We start from the raw sequence: 14,480 nt of genomic DNA, 5'->3' as shown, positions 1-14,480 counted from the left end.
CCAATGCTTTCGTGCGCCCAAAATTTGGAAAAACCCATGACTGACAACGTTTTAAGTACCCCGGTAAAACTGGGCAATCACACCCTGACTAACCGTGTCGTGCTGCCGCCGCTGACCCGCCAACGCAGCGCCCAGCCCGGCGATATCGCCACCGATCTGATGGCTGAGTATTACCGTCAGCGTGCCAGCGCCGGATTCATGGTCAGCGAAGGCACGCAGATTGAACCCCGTGGCCAGGGCTATGCCTGGACGCCGGGCATCTACAGCCCGGCGCAAATCGACGGCTGGCGCAAAGTCACGGACGCGGTGCATGCCGACGGCGGGGTGATCTTCGCGCAACTGTGGCACGTGGGGCGCGTGTCCCATAACGCTTTGCAGCCCGACGGCGCAGCACCCGTGGCGCCATCTGCGCTGGCGGCCTTGCAAGCCAAAGCTTTTATCGCCACCGGGCCTGGCACCGGCGAACTGGTGCAACCACCCGTGCCGCGTGCGTTGAGCACTGCTGAGGTCAAGCAACTGGTCGGGCACTACGCCCAGGCTGCGCGCAATGCCCTGGACGCAGGGTTCGACGGGGTGGAAATCCATTCGGCCAATGGTTACCTGGTCAACCAGTTCATCTCGGCCCATTCCAACACCCGCGACGATGAGTACGGTGGCTCACTGGAAAACCGTCTGCGCTTTCTGCGTGAGATCGTCGAAGCGGTCAGCGCCGTGGTCGGCCCGGAACGCCTTGGCGTGCGTTTTTCACCGTTGTTCAGCGGCACCGACGAAGACCGTGTGTACATCGGCCTGGTGGAAGAAGACCCGCACCACACCTACATCGAAGCGATCAAAGTGCTGCAAGCGTCGGGCATTGCTTATGTCTCCATCGCCGAAGCCGACTGGGACAACGCGCCCATCTTGCCCGACAGCTTCCGTGAAGCCGTGCGCAGCACCTTCAGTGGCCGCATTGTCTATGCCGGGCGCTACACCGCTGGACGCGGCGCGAAACTGGTGGAAGCAGGGCTGGCGGATTTGATCGCGTTTGGTCGGCCGTTTATCGCCAACCCGGATCTGCCGCAGCGGATATTCAACGGGTGGCCGCTGAATCCACTGCGGGAAGAGGGGATGTATGGTGGGGGTGAGGAAGGGTATATCGACTACCCCACGTACCTCGGGTAGTCATGCAACCAATGTGGGAGGGGCTTGCCCCCGATGGCGGCAGGACAGTCACAGCATCATTGACTGACCCACTGCAATCGGGGGCAAGCCCCTTCCACATTTGCTATCTAATGCCTGCTGGTTACGCGACCCGCAAGACAATCTTGCCAATATGATCCCCACCTTCCATCCGCGCATGGGCCTGGGCCGCGTCGGTGTATTCGTACACCTTGTCGATGATCGGCAAGCAGCGCCCGGCTTCCAGTACCGGCCAAATGTATTCACGCAACTGTTCGGCAATCGCGGCTTTTTCATCCTTGCTGCGCGCGCGCAACCCTCGGGTAGTCATGCAACCAATGTGGGAGGGGGCTTGCCCCCGATGGCGGCGGGACAGTCACAGCAGCATTGACTGACCCACTGCAATCGGGGGCAAGCCCCCTCCCACATTTGCTATCTAGTGCCTGCTGGTTACGCGACCCGCAAGACAATCTTGCCAATATGATCCCCACCTTCCATCCGCGCATGGGCCTGGGCCGCGTCGGTGTATTCGTACACCTTATCGATGATCGGCAAGCAGCGCCCGGCTTCCAGTACCGGCCAAATGTATTCACGCAACTGTTCGGCAATCGCGGCTTTTTCATCCTTGCTGCGCGCGCGCAACAGCGAACCGGTAATCACCGCGCGTTTGCCGAGGATGGTCAGCAGGTCGACGTCGTTGGCCTTGGCGCCGCCGAGGAAACCCAGCATTACCAAGTGGCCGTCCATGGCCAGGGCCTTGAGATTGTTGTTGAGATACGAGGCTCCCATGATGTCTAGGATTACATCCACACCCTGGCCGTCAGTCTGTTGGGCAATGACGTCGGCGAAGTCCTGCTCGCGGTAATTGATCGGCGTGGCGCCCAGCTTCGCAATGGCCGCGCATTTGTCGGCGCTGCCGGCGGTGGCGAAAGCCTGGATGCCGAATTCGCGGCACAGCATCAACGCGGTCGTACCGATGCCGCTGGTGCCGCCGTGGATCAGCACGCGTTGGCCGGTGTGCGCATCGCCGAGGCCGAACAGGTTGGCCCACACAGTGAAGAAGGTTTCCGGTACGGCGGCGGCTTGAAGCCAGTCCATGCCCTCGGGGATCGGCAAAGCCTGGCCAGCGGGCACCGCGCAAAACTGCGCATAACCGCCGCCATTGGTCAGGGCGCACACCTTGTCGCCCAGGCTGAACGCGGTCACGCCGTCGCCCAGCGCCACCACTTCACCGGCCACTTCCAAACCCGGAATCGGGCTCATGCCGGGCTTCATCGGGTATTTGCCCGCACGTTGCAGGGCGTCGGGGCGATTCACCCCGGCGGCGTGCACGCGGATCAGGATCTCGCCGGGACCGGCCACGGGCACTTGCGCCTGGCGCGGTTGGAGCACCTCTGGGCCACCGGGCGTGGTGATTTCGATCAGGGTCATGTCGTTAGGGAGCATCATTTGAAGTTACCTGCAGCGATGAGCGTATGGGGTGGGACCGCGTCGGGCGGCCGGCGGTTCAGCAAAAGCATGACCAGTTCCAGTGCAAGGGCGACCACTATCGCCCCGGCCGCGATCATGAACAACAGCGCATGCTGGCCGCCGCTCGCATTGAACAGGGCTGAGTAAGCAAAGCCCGCGACCGCCTGAAAGGTGGCAAAGGACACCGTGGCACGGCTCCAGGCGACCTGCTGTTGGTGATGATTGGGGATCAGTTCGTGCACCCGCGCCAGTGCCAGCGGCACGATGCCCGGCGGGAAGGAGCCGAGGATGACCGCCAGTACCGCCAGGGCCGTAAACGAGCCGGCGAACGGCAACAAACCAACGGCAATCGCCTGCACCAGCAGCACCACACGGATGCTCAAGCGTGCGCCGAGCTTGTCTGCCAGGAACCCATAAGTGACGGGCCCCACGATCGAACCCAGGCCGTACATCACCCAGATCATCGCGCCGATATGCGCCCCGGCACCCAGGCCGCGGGCCACGTAATCCACCAGGAACACCATCGCCGGCACCAGGCCCGCCGCCATAAAGGCGTATTGGGCAAACAGCAGGTACACGCCAGCAGGGGTCGGCAACGTGCTGCCCGCCGGTTGCGGTGCTTCATGCTGCGTGCCGTTGGGCCAGGCGAACCAACTGGCGGCCGTCAGCACCACCGCCAACAGACCGAGACCGAACCAGGTCTGCTGCAAACCCAGGCTCAGCAGCGGTGGGACCAGTGTGCCCGAACCGGCAATCCCCAAACCGATGCCCAGGAAGATCGCGCCACTGGCCAGGCCTCGGCGTGCGGCCGGTACATGGGGCAACACGGTCGCGGCCACCAGCACCATGATCGCACCACCGGCAATGCCCGACAGCAGACGCCAGCCGAAGAACCACGTCACCGACAACGGAAAACCACAGGCAAAGAACGCCAGGGTCACCGCCACCATCATCAGACGCAGGGCGCTTTTGTTGGAGCTGCGTTGGGCGAGGGGGCGGCCTATCAGCGCGCCGATCAGGTAACCCACTAGGTTGGCGGCGCCGAGGTACACCACGTCATTGGCGCTGAACCAGTGGGCCTGGATCAGCGATGGAATCAACGGCGTGTAGGCAAACCGCGCTAGGCCGATGCTGACCAGGCTGGCGCACAGGCCGGCGAAGATGGGCAGCCAGACGGTGCTGCGTGCTTGAGTGTCTTGCATGGTGGCGGTCCTGAGTATTTTTCTCTGGCGCCCAGCATATCGAGGAACATCGGTGCAATAATGCAGCGATTACACGGCGCAGTGATGCAGATATGCAGCATAAGGAGTACGCATGAATTGGGATGACGCACGGGTATTTCTGGCGGTATGCCGCGAGTCCACACTGCGCGGCGCTGCACGGGTGCTGGGGGTGGACCAGGCCACCGTTGGGCGGCGGGTCAACGCCCTGGAAAAGTCCTTGAGCGCGACGCTGTTCCTGCGCACCTCCGAGGGCTACGCCTTGACCGCCGTGGGCGAAGCCGCGTTGCACTCGGTGGAAAAAATGGAGCGTTCGGCCCTGGACCTGGAGCGGCAGATCCAAGGCCTGGATGACCGCCTGACCGGCACCGTACGGGTCAGCACCACCGATTCCCTGGCCATCGACTTTATGATCCCTGCGATTGCGCGCCTCCACGCCCAGCACCCGGATGTGCGCGTGCAGTTGGACGCATCGACCCAGTTCCTGAGCCTGGCCAAACGTGAAACCGACATTGCCGTGCGCAACACCCGTCCCGACAGCCCCGACCTGATAGCCCGTCGCATCGCTCGATGGCCGCTGGGGTTGTTTGCTTCCCAGGCTTACGTCGATCGCCACGGGATTCCCGAGCCCGGCAGCCTGTTTGAAGGCCACGACCTGGTGGTCTACCAACCCTATCTGCAAACCCACAAAGACCTGACCCTGGTGTCCGAACCCTTGGGCCGTGGGCGCATTGTCGCGGCGTTGAGTTCCAGCCTGCTGGTGCGCCGCTCCATTGCCGCCGGGCTCGGTATCGGCGAGATCCCGGTGTACACCGGCGAGCGTGACGGCCTGGTTCGCCTATGGCCCGAGCGCACGCGGCCGTTGCCTTATGACGTGTGGCTGGTGACCCACGCCGACCTGCGCCACACCGCGCGGGTGCGGGTAGTCATCGATGAAATCGTCGCGGGGTTTGCGGGGACGGGGGAGTAAAGGTCAGCACAGGCTTGCAATCTTGAGGGGCGCTCTGTGGACACAATCGATGTGTCAACCAACAGGGAACACCTATGAACGAATCAAGACATCAGGATCTGGGGCTGTTGTTTCTGCGGGCGAGCGGGGCGTTGTTCCTGCTGTGGGTACACGGCTTGCCCAAATTGCTCAATTACAGCGAACAACTGAAGCTGATCGAAGACCCGTTTCACCTCGGCGCACACGTCACGCTGCTGCTGGCGATTTTTGCCGAAGTGCTGTGCCCGTTGCTGATCCTTGCCGGCGTGCTGGTGCGCCTGGCATGCCTGCCCATCCTGGCGGTGCTGTTGATCGCCATGGTGGTCGTGCATCCAGAGTGGACGTTGTTTGAAGGGCAGTTTGGGTGGTTGCTGCTGATCCTCTTTACCAGCGTGCTGATCGCCGGGCCGGGGCGTTTTGTGCTCGGTCAGCGTTTTGCCTGAATAAAAAAAGCCGGGCAAGCCCGGCTAAATAAGGAGAGCGGTTTCAGCGCTTCAGGAACGCCAGCAAGTCTTCGTTCAACGCCTGGGCGTGGGTCACGGCAAACCCGTGGGGCGCATCTTTGTAGACCTTCAATTCGGCGCCCTTGATCATCTCGGCGGCCACTTTACCGGTGGTTTCGAACGGCACGATCTGGTCGCCATCGCCATGGATCACCAGGGTCGGCACGTCAATCTTGGCCATGTCCGGGCGGAAGTCGGTTTCGGAGAAGGCCGTGACGCAATCCACGGTCGACTTGAGGGACGCCAGCATCGCGATTTGCAGGGTCTGGGTCAGCGTACCTTCGGAAACGGTCTGGCCCTTGTTGATGCCGAAGAACGGCGTGTTGAAATCAGCGATGAACTGCGCACGGTCTTTCAGCAAACCGGCCTTGATACCGTCGAACACATCGGTCGGCACGCCCTGTGGGTAATCGGGCTTCTGGCCGAAGATCGGCGTCACTGCACCCAGCAGCACCAGGCCGGCAACCCGGGCACTGCCGTGGCGTGCGATGTAGCGCGCAACATCGCCACCGCCCATGGAGAAGCCCACCAGGGTCACCTCCTTGAGGTCCAGGTGTTCGATCAACTGCGCGATGTCATCGGCGAAGGTGTCGTAGTCGTTGCCGGTCCACGGCTGGTCCGAACGGCCAAAGCCACGGCGGTCGAACGCGATGGTGCGGTAACCACGGCTGCTCAGGTATTCCATCTGGTATTCCCACATGTCGGCATCCAGCGGCCAGCCGTGGCTGAACAGCACGGGCTTACCGCTGCCCCAGTCCTTGAAGTAGATCTGGGTACCGTCTTTGGCAACGAATGTGCTCATGGAAAACTCCTGATTGAGGGGGCGAGAAGACTCTAGCTCACTATTGCCGTAAACCTGACGAAGGGCTTGTATGGGTGTGCTTGGTTGAACGGTTCAGCGTCTATGCTGGTCCACTGACCTCTACCGTCAGATCACACAGGTGAACGAAATGGCCAAGACTTACAGCTACGCCGCCCAGAACGCCAAGGATGTCCTCAAGCCCTTTACCTTCGAGCGCCGCGCGCCAGGGGCTGACGATGTACAGATCGACATCCTGTATTGCGGCGTGTGCCACTCCGACCTGCACACCGTGCGCAACGAGTGGAACAACACCCTGTACCCCTCGGTACCCGGCCATGAAATCGTCGGCCGCGTGACGGCGGTGGGTGGCAATGTGAGCAAATTCAAGGTTGGCGACTTGGCCGGTGTCGGCTGCATGGTCGACAGTTGCCAGCACTGCGCCTCTTGCGCCGAGGGCGAAGAGCAATACTGCGAGAGCGGTTTTACCGGCACCTACAACGGCCCGGTGTTCGGCGGTGAAAATACCTTTGGCGGCTACTCGGACAGCATCGTGGTCAAGGAAAAGTTCGTGCTGCGTATCTCCCACGACGATTCCAACCTGGCCGCCGTGGCGCCGTTGTTGTGTGCGGGCATCACCACGTATTCGCCGCTGCATCACTGGAAGGTCGGGCCCGGCAAGAAGGTCGGTGTGGTCGGCCTCGGCGGCCTCGGCCACATGGCGGTGAAGATCGCCCACGCCATGGGCGCTGAGGTCACGCTGTTCACCACCTCACCCAACAAACGCGAAGACGGCCTGCGCCTGGGCGCCGACCACGTGGTGGTGTCGAAGAACCCAGACGAAATGGCCAAGGTCGCCAACAGCCTGGACTTCATCCTCAACACCGTCGCCGCGCCGCATAACCTCGATGCGTTCCTTAACCTGCTCAAGCGCGACGGCACCATGACCCTGGTCGGCGCCCCCGACAGCCCGCACCCGTCGCCGACCGTGTTCAACCTGATTTTCAAGCGCCGCAGCCTGGCTGGTTCGCTGATCGGTGGGATCCAGGAGACCCAGGACATGCTCGACTTCTGCGCCAAGCACGGGATTGTCTCGGACGTGGAGATGATCGACATCCAAGGCATCAACGAAGCGTATGAGCGGATGCTCAAGGGCGATGTGAAGTATCGGTTCGTGATCGATATGGAGAGTTTGAAGAAGGAAAGCCATGCGGCCTGAAAACCCGACCTCCAAGCCACCGTAGAACCCCTGTGGGAGGGGGCTTGCCCCCGATAACGGTAGTACAGTCACAGCATCATTGACTGACCCACCGCCATCGGTGGCAAGCCACCTCCCACATTTGTTATGTGTGCACGTCAGACCGAGAGATGCTCGTAAAGAATCGTCGCACCCACCAGCATCAACACCACGCCGCCGACCATCTCGGCACGCTTGCCCACCACGGTGCCCAGCACCCGCCCGAGCATCATGCCGATGGTCACCATGGTCATGGTCGCCAGGCCAATCGCGGCGGAGGCCACCAGGATATTCACGTCGACGAACGCCAGGCCAACACCCACTGCCATCGCATCGATGCTGGTGGCAAACGCCGTGACGGCGAGGATCATGAACGAGTGCTGGGTCGGTTTCTCGGCTTCTTCGTCATCGGCCTTGAGCCCGTTCCAGATCATGTGCAGGCCCAAACCGACCAGCAGGGTGAAAGCGATCCAGTGGTCCCAGCTTTCCACCCAACGGGTGGCCACGTGGCCGATCGCCCAGCCGATCATCGGGGTGATGGCTTCGATCACACCAAAAATCACACCGGCACGCAGGGCTTCGGTCAAACGCGGTTTGTGCAGGCTGGAGCCTTTGCCGATGGCCGCCGCGAAGGCGTCCGTGGACATGGCCAGGGCGAGAAGAATCAGGGAAATGGGGTTCACGGTGAGGCTTCCAGTCGGGCTATAGGACACAACGACACAACCACGCGCCCGACTTTAGGCATGGATGTGTCGCTGGTCTCACCAACCGAAAAACGGTGTTCGCACCAAGGCAGGTTGCCGAATATGTTGATACGAACGCTTCCAACGGGGTCAGAAGCCGGTTACTCCCCAACGAGGTGGCCGATCATAGGGGGGCAAAGATGAAAATTTCGTCAAAAGGCTCACGGCCGTTGCGGCTTGACCGACGTACCAAACGTATTGCCCATGCGCACGCTGGTTGCCGCCGGGGTGGATAAGCCCACGGCGTTCGGCGGCCGCTGCTCGATAGAAAGATGCTGCGCCTCACGGTTTTTCTTCGCCGCCTTGGTTGCATTCGTGTCATTGCCCATTTGTTGGCCCAGGCAGCCGTAGTCCGGCGCCTTGTACCCATCCACCGTGACCTCGGTGCAACCGCCTGGCGCATTGTCGGCGTGGGCGAGTAAGGGCAGGGCGGCGCACAGCAACAGGCTGGCGAGGGTCGGGAGCAGCTTCATCATGGCCTCCTGGCAGGCCCGAAGGAGTGGGCCGGTATGGCTTGAGAGTCTAGTGCAGCGGGCTTCTCGTCACCGTGATGTTTTTTTTGCTATCACCGTAACATCAGGTTCATAAACGGGCCTCAGGATGACGGTTTTCTAGGGCGCGTCGGCCGTGCAGCGATGCTACGCAGGGGGTGAACAGGGAGCCTGGAGGCGCGCCGTATGCGCCCTGGTCTTGCTGTTGCTGCTGGCCGGCGGCGGGGTTGCGCGAGCGCAGTCGCCGCTGTTGCTGCTGAACCTGCCCGCGCAAGACCTTGAACACGCCCTGCAGGCCTATAGCCGCGCGACGGGGATAGCGGTGCTCGTGGACCGCGAGTTGACGCAGGGCCGACGCTCCCTCGCCGTGCGCGGTCGCTTCACGGCGCAGGAGGCTCTGGCGATGTTGCTGACAGGGAGCGGCCTGATGGCACGTTATGCACGCAGCGATGCGTTTACCTTGCAGTTGCCCGAGGTCAGCCAACCGCCCCCGGCGCATGGTGCGGCGGCCCGCAGTGCTGCGCGGATCAATAACAGCTACGCCACGGCCTTGCAGCAGGCCATCGAGACCAGCCTGTGCCGTTCGCCCCTGACTCGGCCCGGCAGTTTTCGTGCGCTGGTGCAGGTGTGGGTCAACCGCGACGGCATGATCGAACACAGCCGGCTGGTCAGCTCCACCGGCGATGAACAACGCGATGAAGCACTGGTCCGCAGCTTGGGCGCTGCACGGGTGGAACGCCCGGCGCCGAGTTCACTGCGTCAACCGGTGACTTTGCTCTTGATGCCCGACACCACAGGAACACGCATGGAATGCACAGCCGTAAAAGGAGCCTCGGGCGGATGAAAAATACCGGGCACAGCACGATGGTCAGCTTGTTCCTGGCCTCTTACGAAGATTTCAAGGTGCGTTTGCGCAAGCGTCTGGGCTCGGAGGACCTGGCCAATGACGTGTTGCACGAAACCTACCTGCGAGTCGACCGCATGGAGATGCCGCCGAACCTGGCGCAACCCAATGCTTACCTGTACCGCATGGCCCTGAACATCGCTGCCGACCGCCGCGAGGCCGACGCCCGTTTGCTGACCGGCAGCGAAGTGGAAGAACTGCTGCAAAGCGCCGACGAAGCCCAGGACCCGTCGCGGGTGGTGGGCGGTCAACGTGAAATCCAGTCCCTGGTCAAAGCCCTGTATGAACTGCCCTCGCGCCGACGCAAGATCCTGATCGCCGCCCGCCTGGAAGAGGCGCCGCACCTGGAAATCTCCCAGCGCTTCGGCATTTCCACGCGCATGGTCGAGAAGGAAATCAAGGCCGCACTGGGTCATTGCGCCAAACGTCTGGAAAGAAAAGTGATCCAGCGGTTCGGTCCCGGCGCCGGAAAACCGTCTTAGTGTTGAGTCCCTGATAAAACCGTGAGTATGTGCGCGCTTGAACATTTTTAGCCTCTCCATCGCCCGGCAATCCGCCGCCAGCCCCTTGCACGATGAAGCCCGCGACTGGCTGCTCCTGCTGACCTCGGGCCGCGCCACCGTGGCCGATGCCAAGGCCCTCAAAGCCTGGTGCGCCCAGAGCGCGGAGCATGCCCAGGCGTTTGAGCAGGCGAAGGGGTTGTGGCAGCAATTGGCACCGGCGCTTGAGCAACCGTCTGCGCCGCGTCAGTTCGGGCGTCGCGCATTTCTGGGGGCCGCGATTGCCGCGTCGGCGGCGGTGGTGATGGTGCGCGTCGGCGTGCCGGGCGGGTTTTCCGGGCTGACGGCGGACTATCGCACTGAGGTCGGCGAGCAGCGCCAAGTGCTGTTGAGTGACGGCGTGAGCCTGGAACTCAATACCCAGACGCGCATCAGCCGGGTGGGTCAGGGGATTGAATTGCTCGAAGGCGAGGTCGAGGTCGTCGCCCATATCGCGCAGCCGCTCAAGGTCCAGGCCGGGGAGGGCTGGGTCAGTGCGGCGCAGGCGCGGTTCAATGTGCGTCATACCGATCACAGGGTGTGTGTCACCTGTATCGAAGGGTCGCTGTCGGTGGACGTGGGCGGCAACAGCGTGAGTTTGGGCCGTGGTCGGCAAATGAGCTACGGCGCTGCCGGGGTCAGTGACGTGATCACCGTGGATACGCAGTCGGTGGTGGCCTGGCGTGAGCAGGTGCTGGTGTTTGACAACGCGACGTTGGCGACGGTGGTGGATGAGATCAACCGCTATCGGCCTGGGATGTTGGTGTTGCTTAACAAGGAACTGGGGCAGCGGCGGGTGCAGGCGCGGTTTAGTTTGCAGCAGTTGGCGGGCGTGGCGTTGTTGATACGGGATGCTTATGGGGCTAAGTGTACGGAGTTGCCTGGGGGGGTTGTTTTGTTGAGTTGAGGGTTGTGGGTGTACATATCCGTTATTTAGGTAACGGCTGCTTGTGGTTCCGCTCTTACAGCGGGTCACTTTTGTAAAGGCACAAAAGTAACCAAAAGGCCTTCGCCCCACCACTCGGTGCCTCGCCTAGGCTCGGCATGCCCGTAATCCGACATTGATTTGGGGGGCCGCCGCCACGCGCCATCCATGGCGCAGGGCGGCTAAACCGGCATCCCTGCCGGTTTACCCCCCAAATCAACGTCGGATTCCGGCCATCGTGGTTGACGGGGCGATTTCAGATCAAAAGCAAGAGCGCGGCGGCCTTAGAGCCGACCGGGTTCTTAAGCCGAACGCATTCCAAATGTGGGAGGGGGCTTGCTCCCGATGAGGGTGTGTCAGTTGATGCAGTTGTGACTGACCCACTGCTATCGGGAGCAAGCCCCCTCCCACAGTTTGATCTCCATAGATCAGACAGATAGGTTCTAGCCTGCTGTCCCGCTTTTGCTCTGCTTTTGCTCTGCTTTTGCTCTGCTTTTGCTCTGCTTTTGCTCTGCTTTTGCTCTGCTTTTGCTCTGCTTTTGCTCTGCTTTTGCTCTGCTTTTGCTCTGCTTTAGATCTGCTTTAGATCTGCTTTAGATCTGCTTTAGATCTGCTTTAGATCTGCTTTAGATCTGCTTTTGATTTGGCTCTTACATCCTTTTCGCTGACGAAGTCAGCGGTCTTTTGATCTGCGCTTTTGATCTTGATCTCAGGCGCCCCGTCAAACACGCTGGCCGAACGCAGGCTTGAATCCGTGGGTAACCCGGCAGGACGCCGGGTTAGCCGCGCTGGGCCATGGATGGCCCATCGCGGCGGCCCACGGATTCAAGCCGGAGTGCGGGCACACCGAGCCTAGGCGAGGTGCCGAGTGTTGGGGCAAGAGCCCTTTGCTTACTTTGGGGCTTTTCCAAAGTGAGCCGCCGTAAGGGCGGAACCCTAAGCGGCCATCACCCAAATAACGGATATGCCCCCAATCACTCCCCCACCCGCAAAGGCCCCAAAACCTGCCGATACCGCTCAACCCCCTGAGCGGTCTGCCTGACCAGCCTAACCTCCAACCCCAAAGGATCCCCCCGCCGATTCCCACTCAACTGCCGCCAGCCCTTATCCGTCTCCCACACCCGCACCTGCAAATCGCTCACCCCCGTCAACACCACCACGCCATCCTTGGCCGCCGGCAACGGAAACCGATCCCGCGCAGGCGCCGCCGCGCGATACAGGTTGTCGCCCTTGAGCCACCAGCGCACCCGTTGCAGCCCATCCCCAGCGACCGGTGCACGACGAATCACGTCCAACTCAAACCCCTTGCTGTCAGAGCTGCGCACCGTCACCGCGGCCAGTCCGTCGGCGTCGTCTGTCGGTGCGGTCAGTTCGACGCTGGCCCTGAGGCTGATGTCCCGCTGCAGCTGGTTCAGCACTCGCAACAACGCCTCAGTCTGTTCCGTGCTCGCCTGCAGGTGATGATCAGCGCGGGTCACGCTGTCGAGGCCGCGCCAGGCGATCAGGCTGACCACCGCCATCAACATGATCGCCACCATCACTTCGATCAGGGTGAAGCCTTTCTGCGATGAACTCATGGCTGGCTCACCACGCGCATCAAACCGGCGGCATCGCGTTGCAGGCTTAGGCTGTGTTGCCCGTCGGACAGCACCACACGCACGGGTGGGTTGATCCACTCGGCATCGAGCACCAGGGTTTGCCGGGGTTCGATGTTGATTTGCATCGGCGTGCTCTCCCATAAGCGTGGGCGCAATTGGGCATCGCTCTGGAACGCCTCCGTGCCCATCCCGTCATCACGGCGACGGTTGAAGCGAAACCCCTTGGCATCGGCGCGCCAGGTAATCGGGCGGCCGTCGGCGCGGGCTTCGGCCTGGGCCACTTGCAGCAATTGGCTCAGGCGCTCGGCGTCTTTGCGCAGCAGGTGCAGCGGGTCAGGCTTGATGCTCAGGCTGATGGCCGCGCTGGCGATGCCGATGATTACCAGCACCACCATTAGCTCGATCAGGGTGAAGCCGTGCTGTTTCATCGTAGGGCACCTGCTGAACTGGCGAGGTTGTGAAATAAAAACGTGCGAATTGGCCTGTACGCTGGAGACACGGACAAACAGGAGGTCCCACTCATGGCTTTTTCCCTGCGATTTTCACCCGCCCAGGGCGTGCAGATCGGTGCGTTGCTGGCGGCTTTGGCTGGCGGGGTGGTGTGGACGCCGCTGCTACTCACGTCCGCCGAATCCCACACGCCCCAGGCCACCCCGCAGGCTCTGGCGGCACGCAGCGATAACCCGGCGCTGCAATGGTTTGCCAATGCGCCGACGGCGTTGCAGGTCAAGGTCACTGGCGTACTCGCTGGCGCGCGCGGTGCGGTGGCGATCCTCAGCCTCAACGACGGCCCGCCGCGCAGTTTTCTTTTGGGTGAACGCCTCAGCCCTGGCGTGCGGCTGACGGCTATCGAAGGCGATGGCGTGGAGATTGAGCGCGGTGGCGAGAAGCTGCGCGTCAACCTCGATAAGTTGCCGGATGCCCCTGCGTTGCCGCGCCTCACTCGGCCATGACCTGGGTGGCGAGCCGCGCCAGGGGCGGCGCCTCACGGCTGGCGTCGAGCACCAACACGCTGATTTGAAAGAGCGGGCCATCGGCGCTGACGGTCTGTTCGCACCGCAGCTTCAAGCGGCCCTGGTCGCACTCGAAGGTCTTCTTGCCGCTGCGCAGGCCGCCCTCCAGGCGCACCTCTGCCAGGCGACTTTGGGCCGCCAGCAACGCCATCGACTTATCCCGCAGCAGCCCGTTGCTCTGGGTCATCAATCCGGCCACACGCACAGCGGCGGCCATGGCCACGGCAATGATCGCCAGCGCCACCAGCACTTCAATCAGGGTAAATCCTTGCTCGTTGCGATGGCCGTACATGGCGCTCTCAAAGCCCGTAAACAGGCCCGCAGACTAGCGCCGCGAGTTGACCGATTGGCGACCGAACCTCCCGAGGATTTTCAATACGACTGACATATGTTCTTGCAACACTGCGCCACGAAATGCACCCAACCCAAGGAATGTCGAGATGGATATCGCGCGCCTAACGTCCCCATTGCCAGGCCCTCGCGGCCAGCGTGGCTTTACCTTGATCGAGATCATGGTGGTGGTGGTCATCCTCGGGATTCTGGCGGCGATGGTGGTGCCCAAGGTGCTCGACCGGCCGGACCAGGCGCGGGCCACGGCGGCCAGGCAGGACATCGGCGGCTTGATGCAGGCGCTGAAACTCTACCGCCTCGACCACGGCACTTACCCGAACATGACCCAGGGCCTGAAAGTGCTGGTGGAACGCCCGGCGGATGCCAAGACCAACACCTGGCGCGCCTACCTTGACCGATTGCCGAATGACCCGTGGGGCCACCCGTATCACTACCTCAACCCGGGCGCCAATGGTGAAGTCGATGTGTTCTCCCTCGGCGCCGATGGCCAGCCGGATGGCGATGGCGTGAATGCCGATATTGGCTCCTGGCAGTTGTAAGG

At 62.2% G+C, this 14,480-nt stretch carries 17 protein-coding genes and 1 pseudogene; 9 read left to right on the top strand and 9 right to left on the bottom strand.

Translation table 11 applies throughout. The annotated features are described in order from the left end of the window. Nucleotides 1–36 precede the first annotated feature (36 nt). Entirely contained in the window at nt 37–1,161 is a 1,125-nt protein-coding gene (locus AB4N82_RS28710; protein ID WP_122763604.1) for an alkene reductase, read from the top strand. A gap of 121 nt (nt 1,162–1,282) precedes the next feature. Here AB4N82_RS28710 and AB4N82_RS28705 read toward each other — a convergent pair. The 3 genes and pseudogenes from AB4N82_RS28705 to AB4N82_RS28695 form a co-directional block, all read right to left on the bottom strand. Beyond that, nucleotides 1,283–1,474, bottom strand: a pseudogene (locus AB4N82_RS28705) (zinc-binding dehydrogenase); the annotation flags it as partial. 134 nt (nt 1,475–1,608) lie between these two features. Continuing rightward, nucleotides 1,609–2,607 (bottom strand): NAD(P)H-quinone oxidoreductase, encoded by a 999-nt coding sequence (locus tag AB4N82_RS28700; protein WP_122763603.1) that lies wholly within the window; start codon nt 2,605–2,607, stop codon nt 1,609–1,611. Next, a complete protein-coding gene (locus AB4N82_RS28695; RefSeq protein WP_122763602.1) occupies nt 2,604–3,830 on the bottom strand; it encodes a YbfB/YjiJ family MFS transporter in 1,227 nt (408 codons plus the stop codon). Before AB4N82_RS28695 ends, AB4N82_RS28700 begins: the two co-directional genes overlap by 4 nt. 112 nt (nt 3,831–3,942) lie before the next feature. Here AB4N82_RS28695 and AB4N82_RS28690 point away from each other — a divergent pair, with 112 nt between their 5' ends. Both AB4N82_RS28690 and AB4N82_RS28685 read left to right on the top strand, forming a co-directional pair. After that, on the top strand, nt 3,943–4,818 hold the full coding sequence (locus AB4N82_RS28690) for a LysR family transcriptional regulator (RefSeq protein ID WP_122763601.1): 876 nt from the start codon (nt 3,943–3,945) through the stop codon (nt 4,816–4,818). A 74-nt stretch (nt 4,819–4,892) separates the two neighbouring features. Then, nucleotides 4,893–5,279: a DoxX family protein gene (locus AB4N82_RS28685; protein WP_095186008.1), complete on the top strand. Its 387-nt coding sequence runs from the start codon at nt 4,893–4,895 to the stop codon at nt 5,277–5,279. A gap of 43 nt (nt 5,280–5,322) precedes the next feature. Here AB4N82_RS28685 and AB4N82_RS28680 read toward each other — a convergent pair whose 3' ends face one another. Beyond that, the gene (locus AB4N82_RS28680) at nt 5,323–6,141 is read right to left on the bottom strand and encodes an alpha/beta fold hydrolase (RefSeq protein WP_032888427.1); all 819 of its coding nucleotides are present in this window, start codon (nt 6,139–6,141) and stop codon (nt 5,323–5,325) included. Nucleotides 6,142–6,289: 148 nt separating this feature from the next. On the opposite strand from AB4N82_RS28680, the gene AB4N82_RS28675 reads away from it, so the two are divergent. Continuing rightward, nucleotides 6,290–7,357 (top strand): zinc-binding dehydrogenase, encoded by a 1,068-nt coding sequence (locus AB4N82_RS28675; RefSeq protein WP_122681477.1) that lies wholly within the window; start codon nt 6,290–6,292, stop codon nt 7,355–7,357. Between the two features lie 137 nt (nt 7,358–7,494). On the opposite strand, the gene mntP is transcribed toward AB4N82_RS28675, so the two are convergent. Next, entirely contained in the window at nt 7,495–8,058 is a 564-nt protein-coding gene (gene mntP / locus AB4N82_RS28670; protein WP_032888431.1) for a manganese efflux pump MntP, read from the bottom strand. Nucleotides 8,059–8,279: 221 nt separating this feature from the next. After that, nucleotides 8,280–8,591 carry a hypothetical protein gene (locus AB4N82_RS28665; RefSeq protein WP_122763600.1) on the bottom strand — a complete coding sequence of 104 codons (312 nt, stop codon included), beginning with the start codon at nt 8,589–8,591 and terminating at the stop codon, nt 8,280–8,282. A 217-nt stretch (nt 8,592–8,808) separates the two neighbouring features. On the opposite strand from AB4N82_RS28665, the gene AB4N82_RS28660 reads away from it, so the two are divergent. The 3 genes from AB4N82_RS28660 to AB4N82_RS28650 are packed head-to-tail and all read left to right on the top strand — an operon-like array spanning nt 8,809 to nt 10,959. Further along, a complete protein-coding gene (locus AB4N82_RS28660; protein ID WP_032888435.1) occupies nt 8,809–9,453 on the top strand; it encodes a secretin and TonB N-terminal domain-containing protein in 645 nt (214 codons plus the stop codon). Beyond that, nucleotides 9,450–9,995, top strand: a complete 546-nt coding sequence (locus AB4N82_RS28655; protein WP_032888437.1) for an RNA polymerase sigma factor — start codon at nt 9,450–9,452, stop codon at nt 9,993–9,995. The genes AB4N82_RS28660 and AB4N82_RS28655 overlap by 4 nt, the downstream gene beginning before the upstream one ends. Before the next feature lie 37 nt (nt 9,996–10,032). Then, on the top strand, nt 10,033–10,959 hold the full coding sequence (locus AB4N82_RS28650) for a FecR family protein (RefSeq protein WP_122752921.1): 927 nt from the start codon (nt 10,033–10,035) through the stop codon (nt 10,957–10,959). A gap of 992 nt (nt 10,960–11,951) precedes the next feature. Here the strand turns inward: AB4N82_RS28650 and AB4N82_RS28645 are convergent. Together AB4N82_RS28645 and gspH are read right to left on the bottom strand one after the other, a co-directional pair. After that, the gene (locus AB4N82_RS28645) at nt 11,952–12,554 is read right to left on the bottom strand and encodes a type II secretion system protein GspJ (protein WP_122681458.1); all 603 of its coding nucleotides are present in this window, start codon (nt 12,552–12,554) and stop codon (nt 11,952–11,954) included. Then, complete coding sequence (gene gspH, locus AB4N82_RS28640) at nt 12,551–13,003, bottom strand: type II secretion system minor pseudopilin GspH (RefSeq protein WP_122763599.1); 453 nt, start codon at nt 13,001–13,003, stop codon at nt 12,551–12,553. Before gspH ends, AB4N82_RS28645 begins: the two co-directional genes overlap by 4 nt. A 93-nt stretch (nt 13,004–13,096) precedes the next feature. Between gspH and AB4N82_RS28635 the strand changes: the two genes are divergently transcribed. After that, entirely contained in the window at nt 13,097–13,528 is a 432-nt protein-coding gene (locus tag AB4N82_RS28635; RefSeq protein WP_032885407.1) for a type II secretion system protein N, read from the top strand. Here the strand turns inward: AB4N82_RS28635 and gspI are convergent. After that, on the bottom strand, nt 13,515–13,880 hold the full coding sequence (gene gspI / locus AB4N82_RS28630; protein ID WP_032885406.1) for a type II secretion system minor pseudopilin GspI: 366 nt from the start codon (nt 13,878–13,880) through the stop codon (nt 13,515–13,517). The two genes, AB4N82_RS28635 and gspI, sit on opposite strands and share 14 nt — an antisense overlap. Nucleotides 13,881–14,028: 148 nt before the next feature. Here gspI and gspG point away from each other — a divergent pair, with 148 nt between their 5' ends. Further along, nucleotides 14,029–14,478 (top strand): type II secretion system major pseudopilin GspG, encoded by a 450-nt coding sequence (gene gspG, locus AB4N82_RS28625; protein ID WP_032885405.1) that lies wholly within the window; start codon nt 14,029–14,031, stop codon nt 14,476–14,478. Nucleotides 14,479–14,480 lie beyond the last annotated feature (2 nt).

This window comes from Pseudomonas sp. H1_D04, from assembly GCF_054683855.1.
Note: the sequence above shows the minus strand (reverse complement) of the source record. Positions and strands in the feature narration are given on the sequence as shown.

What these genes read in the sequence shown, in the direction of transcription:
- AB4N82_RS28710 (WP_122763604.1), top strand. Translation starts at nt 37, where the DNA reads ATGACTGACAACGTTTTAAGTACCCCGGTAAAACTGGGCAATCACACC.
- AB4N82_RS28700 (WP_122763603.1), bottom strand. Translation starts at nt 2,607, where the DNA reads ATGATGCTCCCTAACGACATGACCCTGATCGAAATCACCACGCCCGGT.
- AB4N82_RS28695 (WP_122763602.1), bottom strand. Translation starts at nt 3,830, where the DNA reads ATGCAAGACACTCAAGCACGCAGCACCGTCTGGCTGCCCATCTTCGCC.
- AB4N82_RS28690 (WP_122763601.1), top strand. Translation starts at nt 3,943, where the DNA reads ATGAATTGGGATGACGCACGGGTATTTCTGGCGGTATGCCGCGAGTCC.
- AB4N82_RS28685 (WP_095186008.1), top strand. Translation starts at nt 4,893, where the DNA reads ATGAACGAATCAAGACATCAGGATCTGGGGCTGTTGTTTCTGCGGGCG.
- AB4N82_RS28680 (WP_032888427.1), bottom strand. Translation starts at nt 6,141, where the DNA reads ATGAGCACATTCGTTGCCAAAGACGGTACCCAGATCTACTTCAAGGAC.
- AB4N82_RS28675 (WP_122681477.1), top strand. Translation starts at nt 6,290, where the DNA reads ATGGCCAAGACTTACAGCTACGCCGCCCAGAACGCCAAGGATGTCCTC.
- AB4N82_RS28665 (WP_122763600.1), bottom strand. Translation starts at nt 8,591, where the DNA reads ATGAAGCTGCTCCCGACCCTCGCCAGCCTGTTGCTGTGCGCCGCCCTG.
- AB4N82_RS28655 (WP_032888437.1), top strand. Translation starts at nt 9,450, where the DNA reads ATGAAAAATACCGGGCACAGCACGATGGTCAGCTTGTTCCTGGCCTCT.
- AB4N82_RS28645 (WP_122681458.1), bottom strand. Translation starts at nt 12,554, where the DNA reads ATGAGTTCATCGCAGAAAGGCTTCACCCTGATCGAAGTGATGGTGGCG.
- gspH (WP_122763599.1), bottom strand. Translation starts at nt 13,003, where the DNA reads ATGAAACAGCACGGCTTCACCCTGATCGAGCTAATGGTGGTGCTGGTA.
- AB4N82_RS28635 (WP_032885407.1), top strand. Translation starts at nt 13,097, where the DNA reads ATGGCTTTTTCCCTGCGATTTTCACCCGCCCAGGGCGTGCAGATCGGT.
- gspI (WP_032885406.1), bottom strand. Translation starts at nt 13,880, where the DNA reads ATGTACGGCCATCGCAACGAGCAAGGATTTACCCTGATTGAAGTGCTG.
- gspG (WP_032885405.1), top strand. Translation starts at nt 14,029, where the DNA reads ATGGATATCGCGCGCCTAACGTCCCCATTGCCAGGCCCTCGCGGCCAG.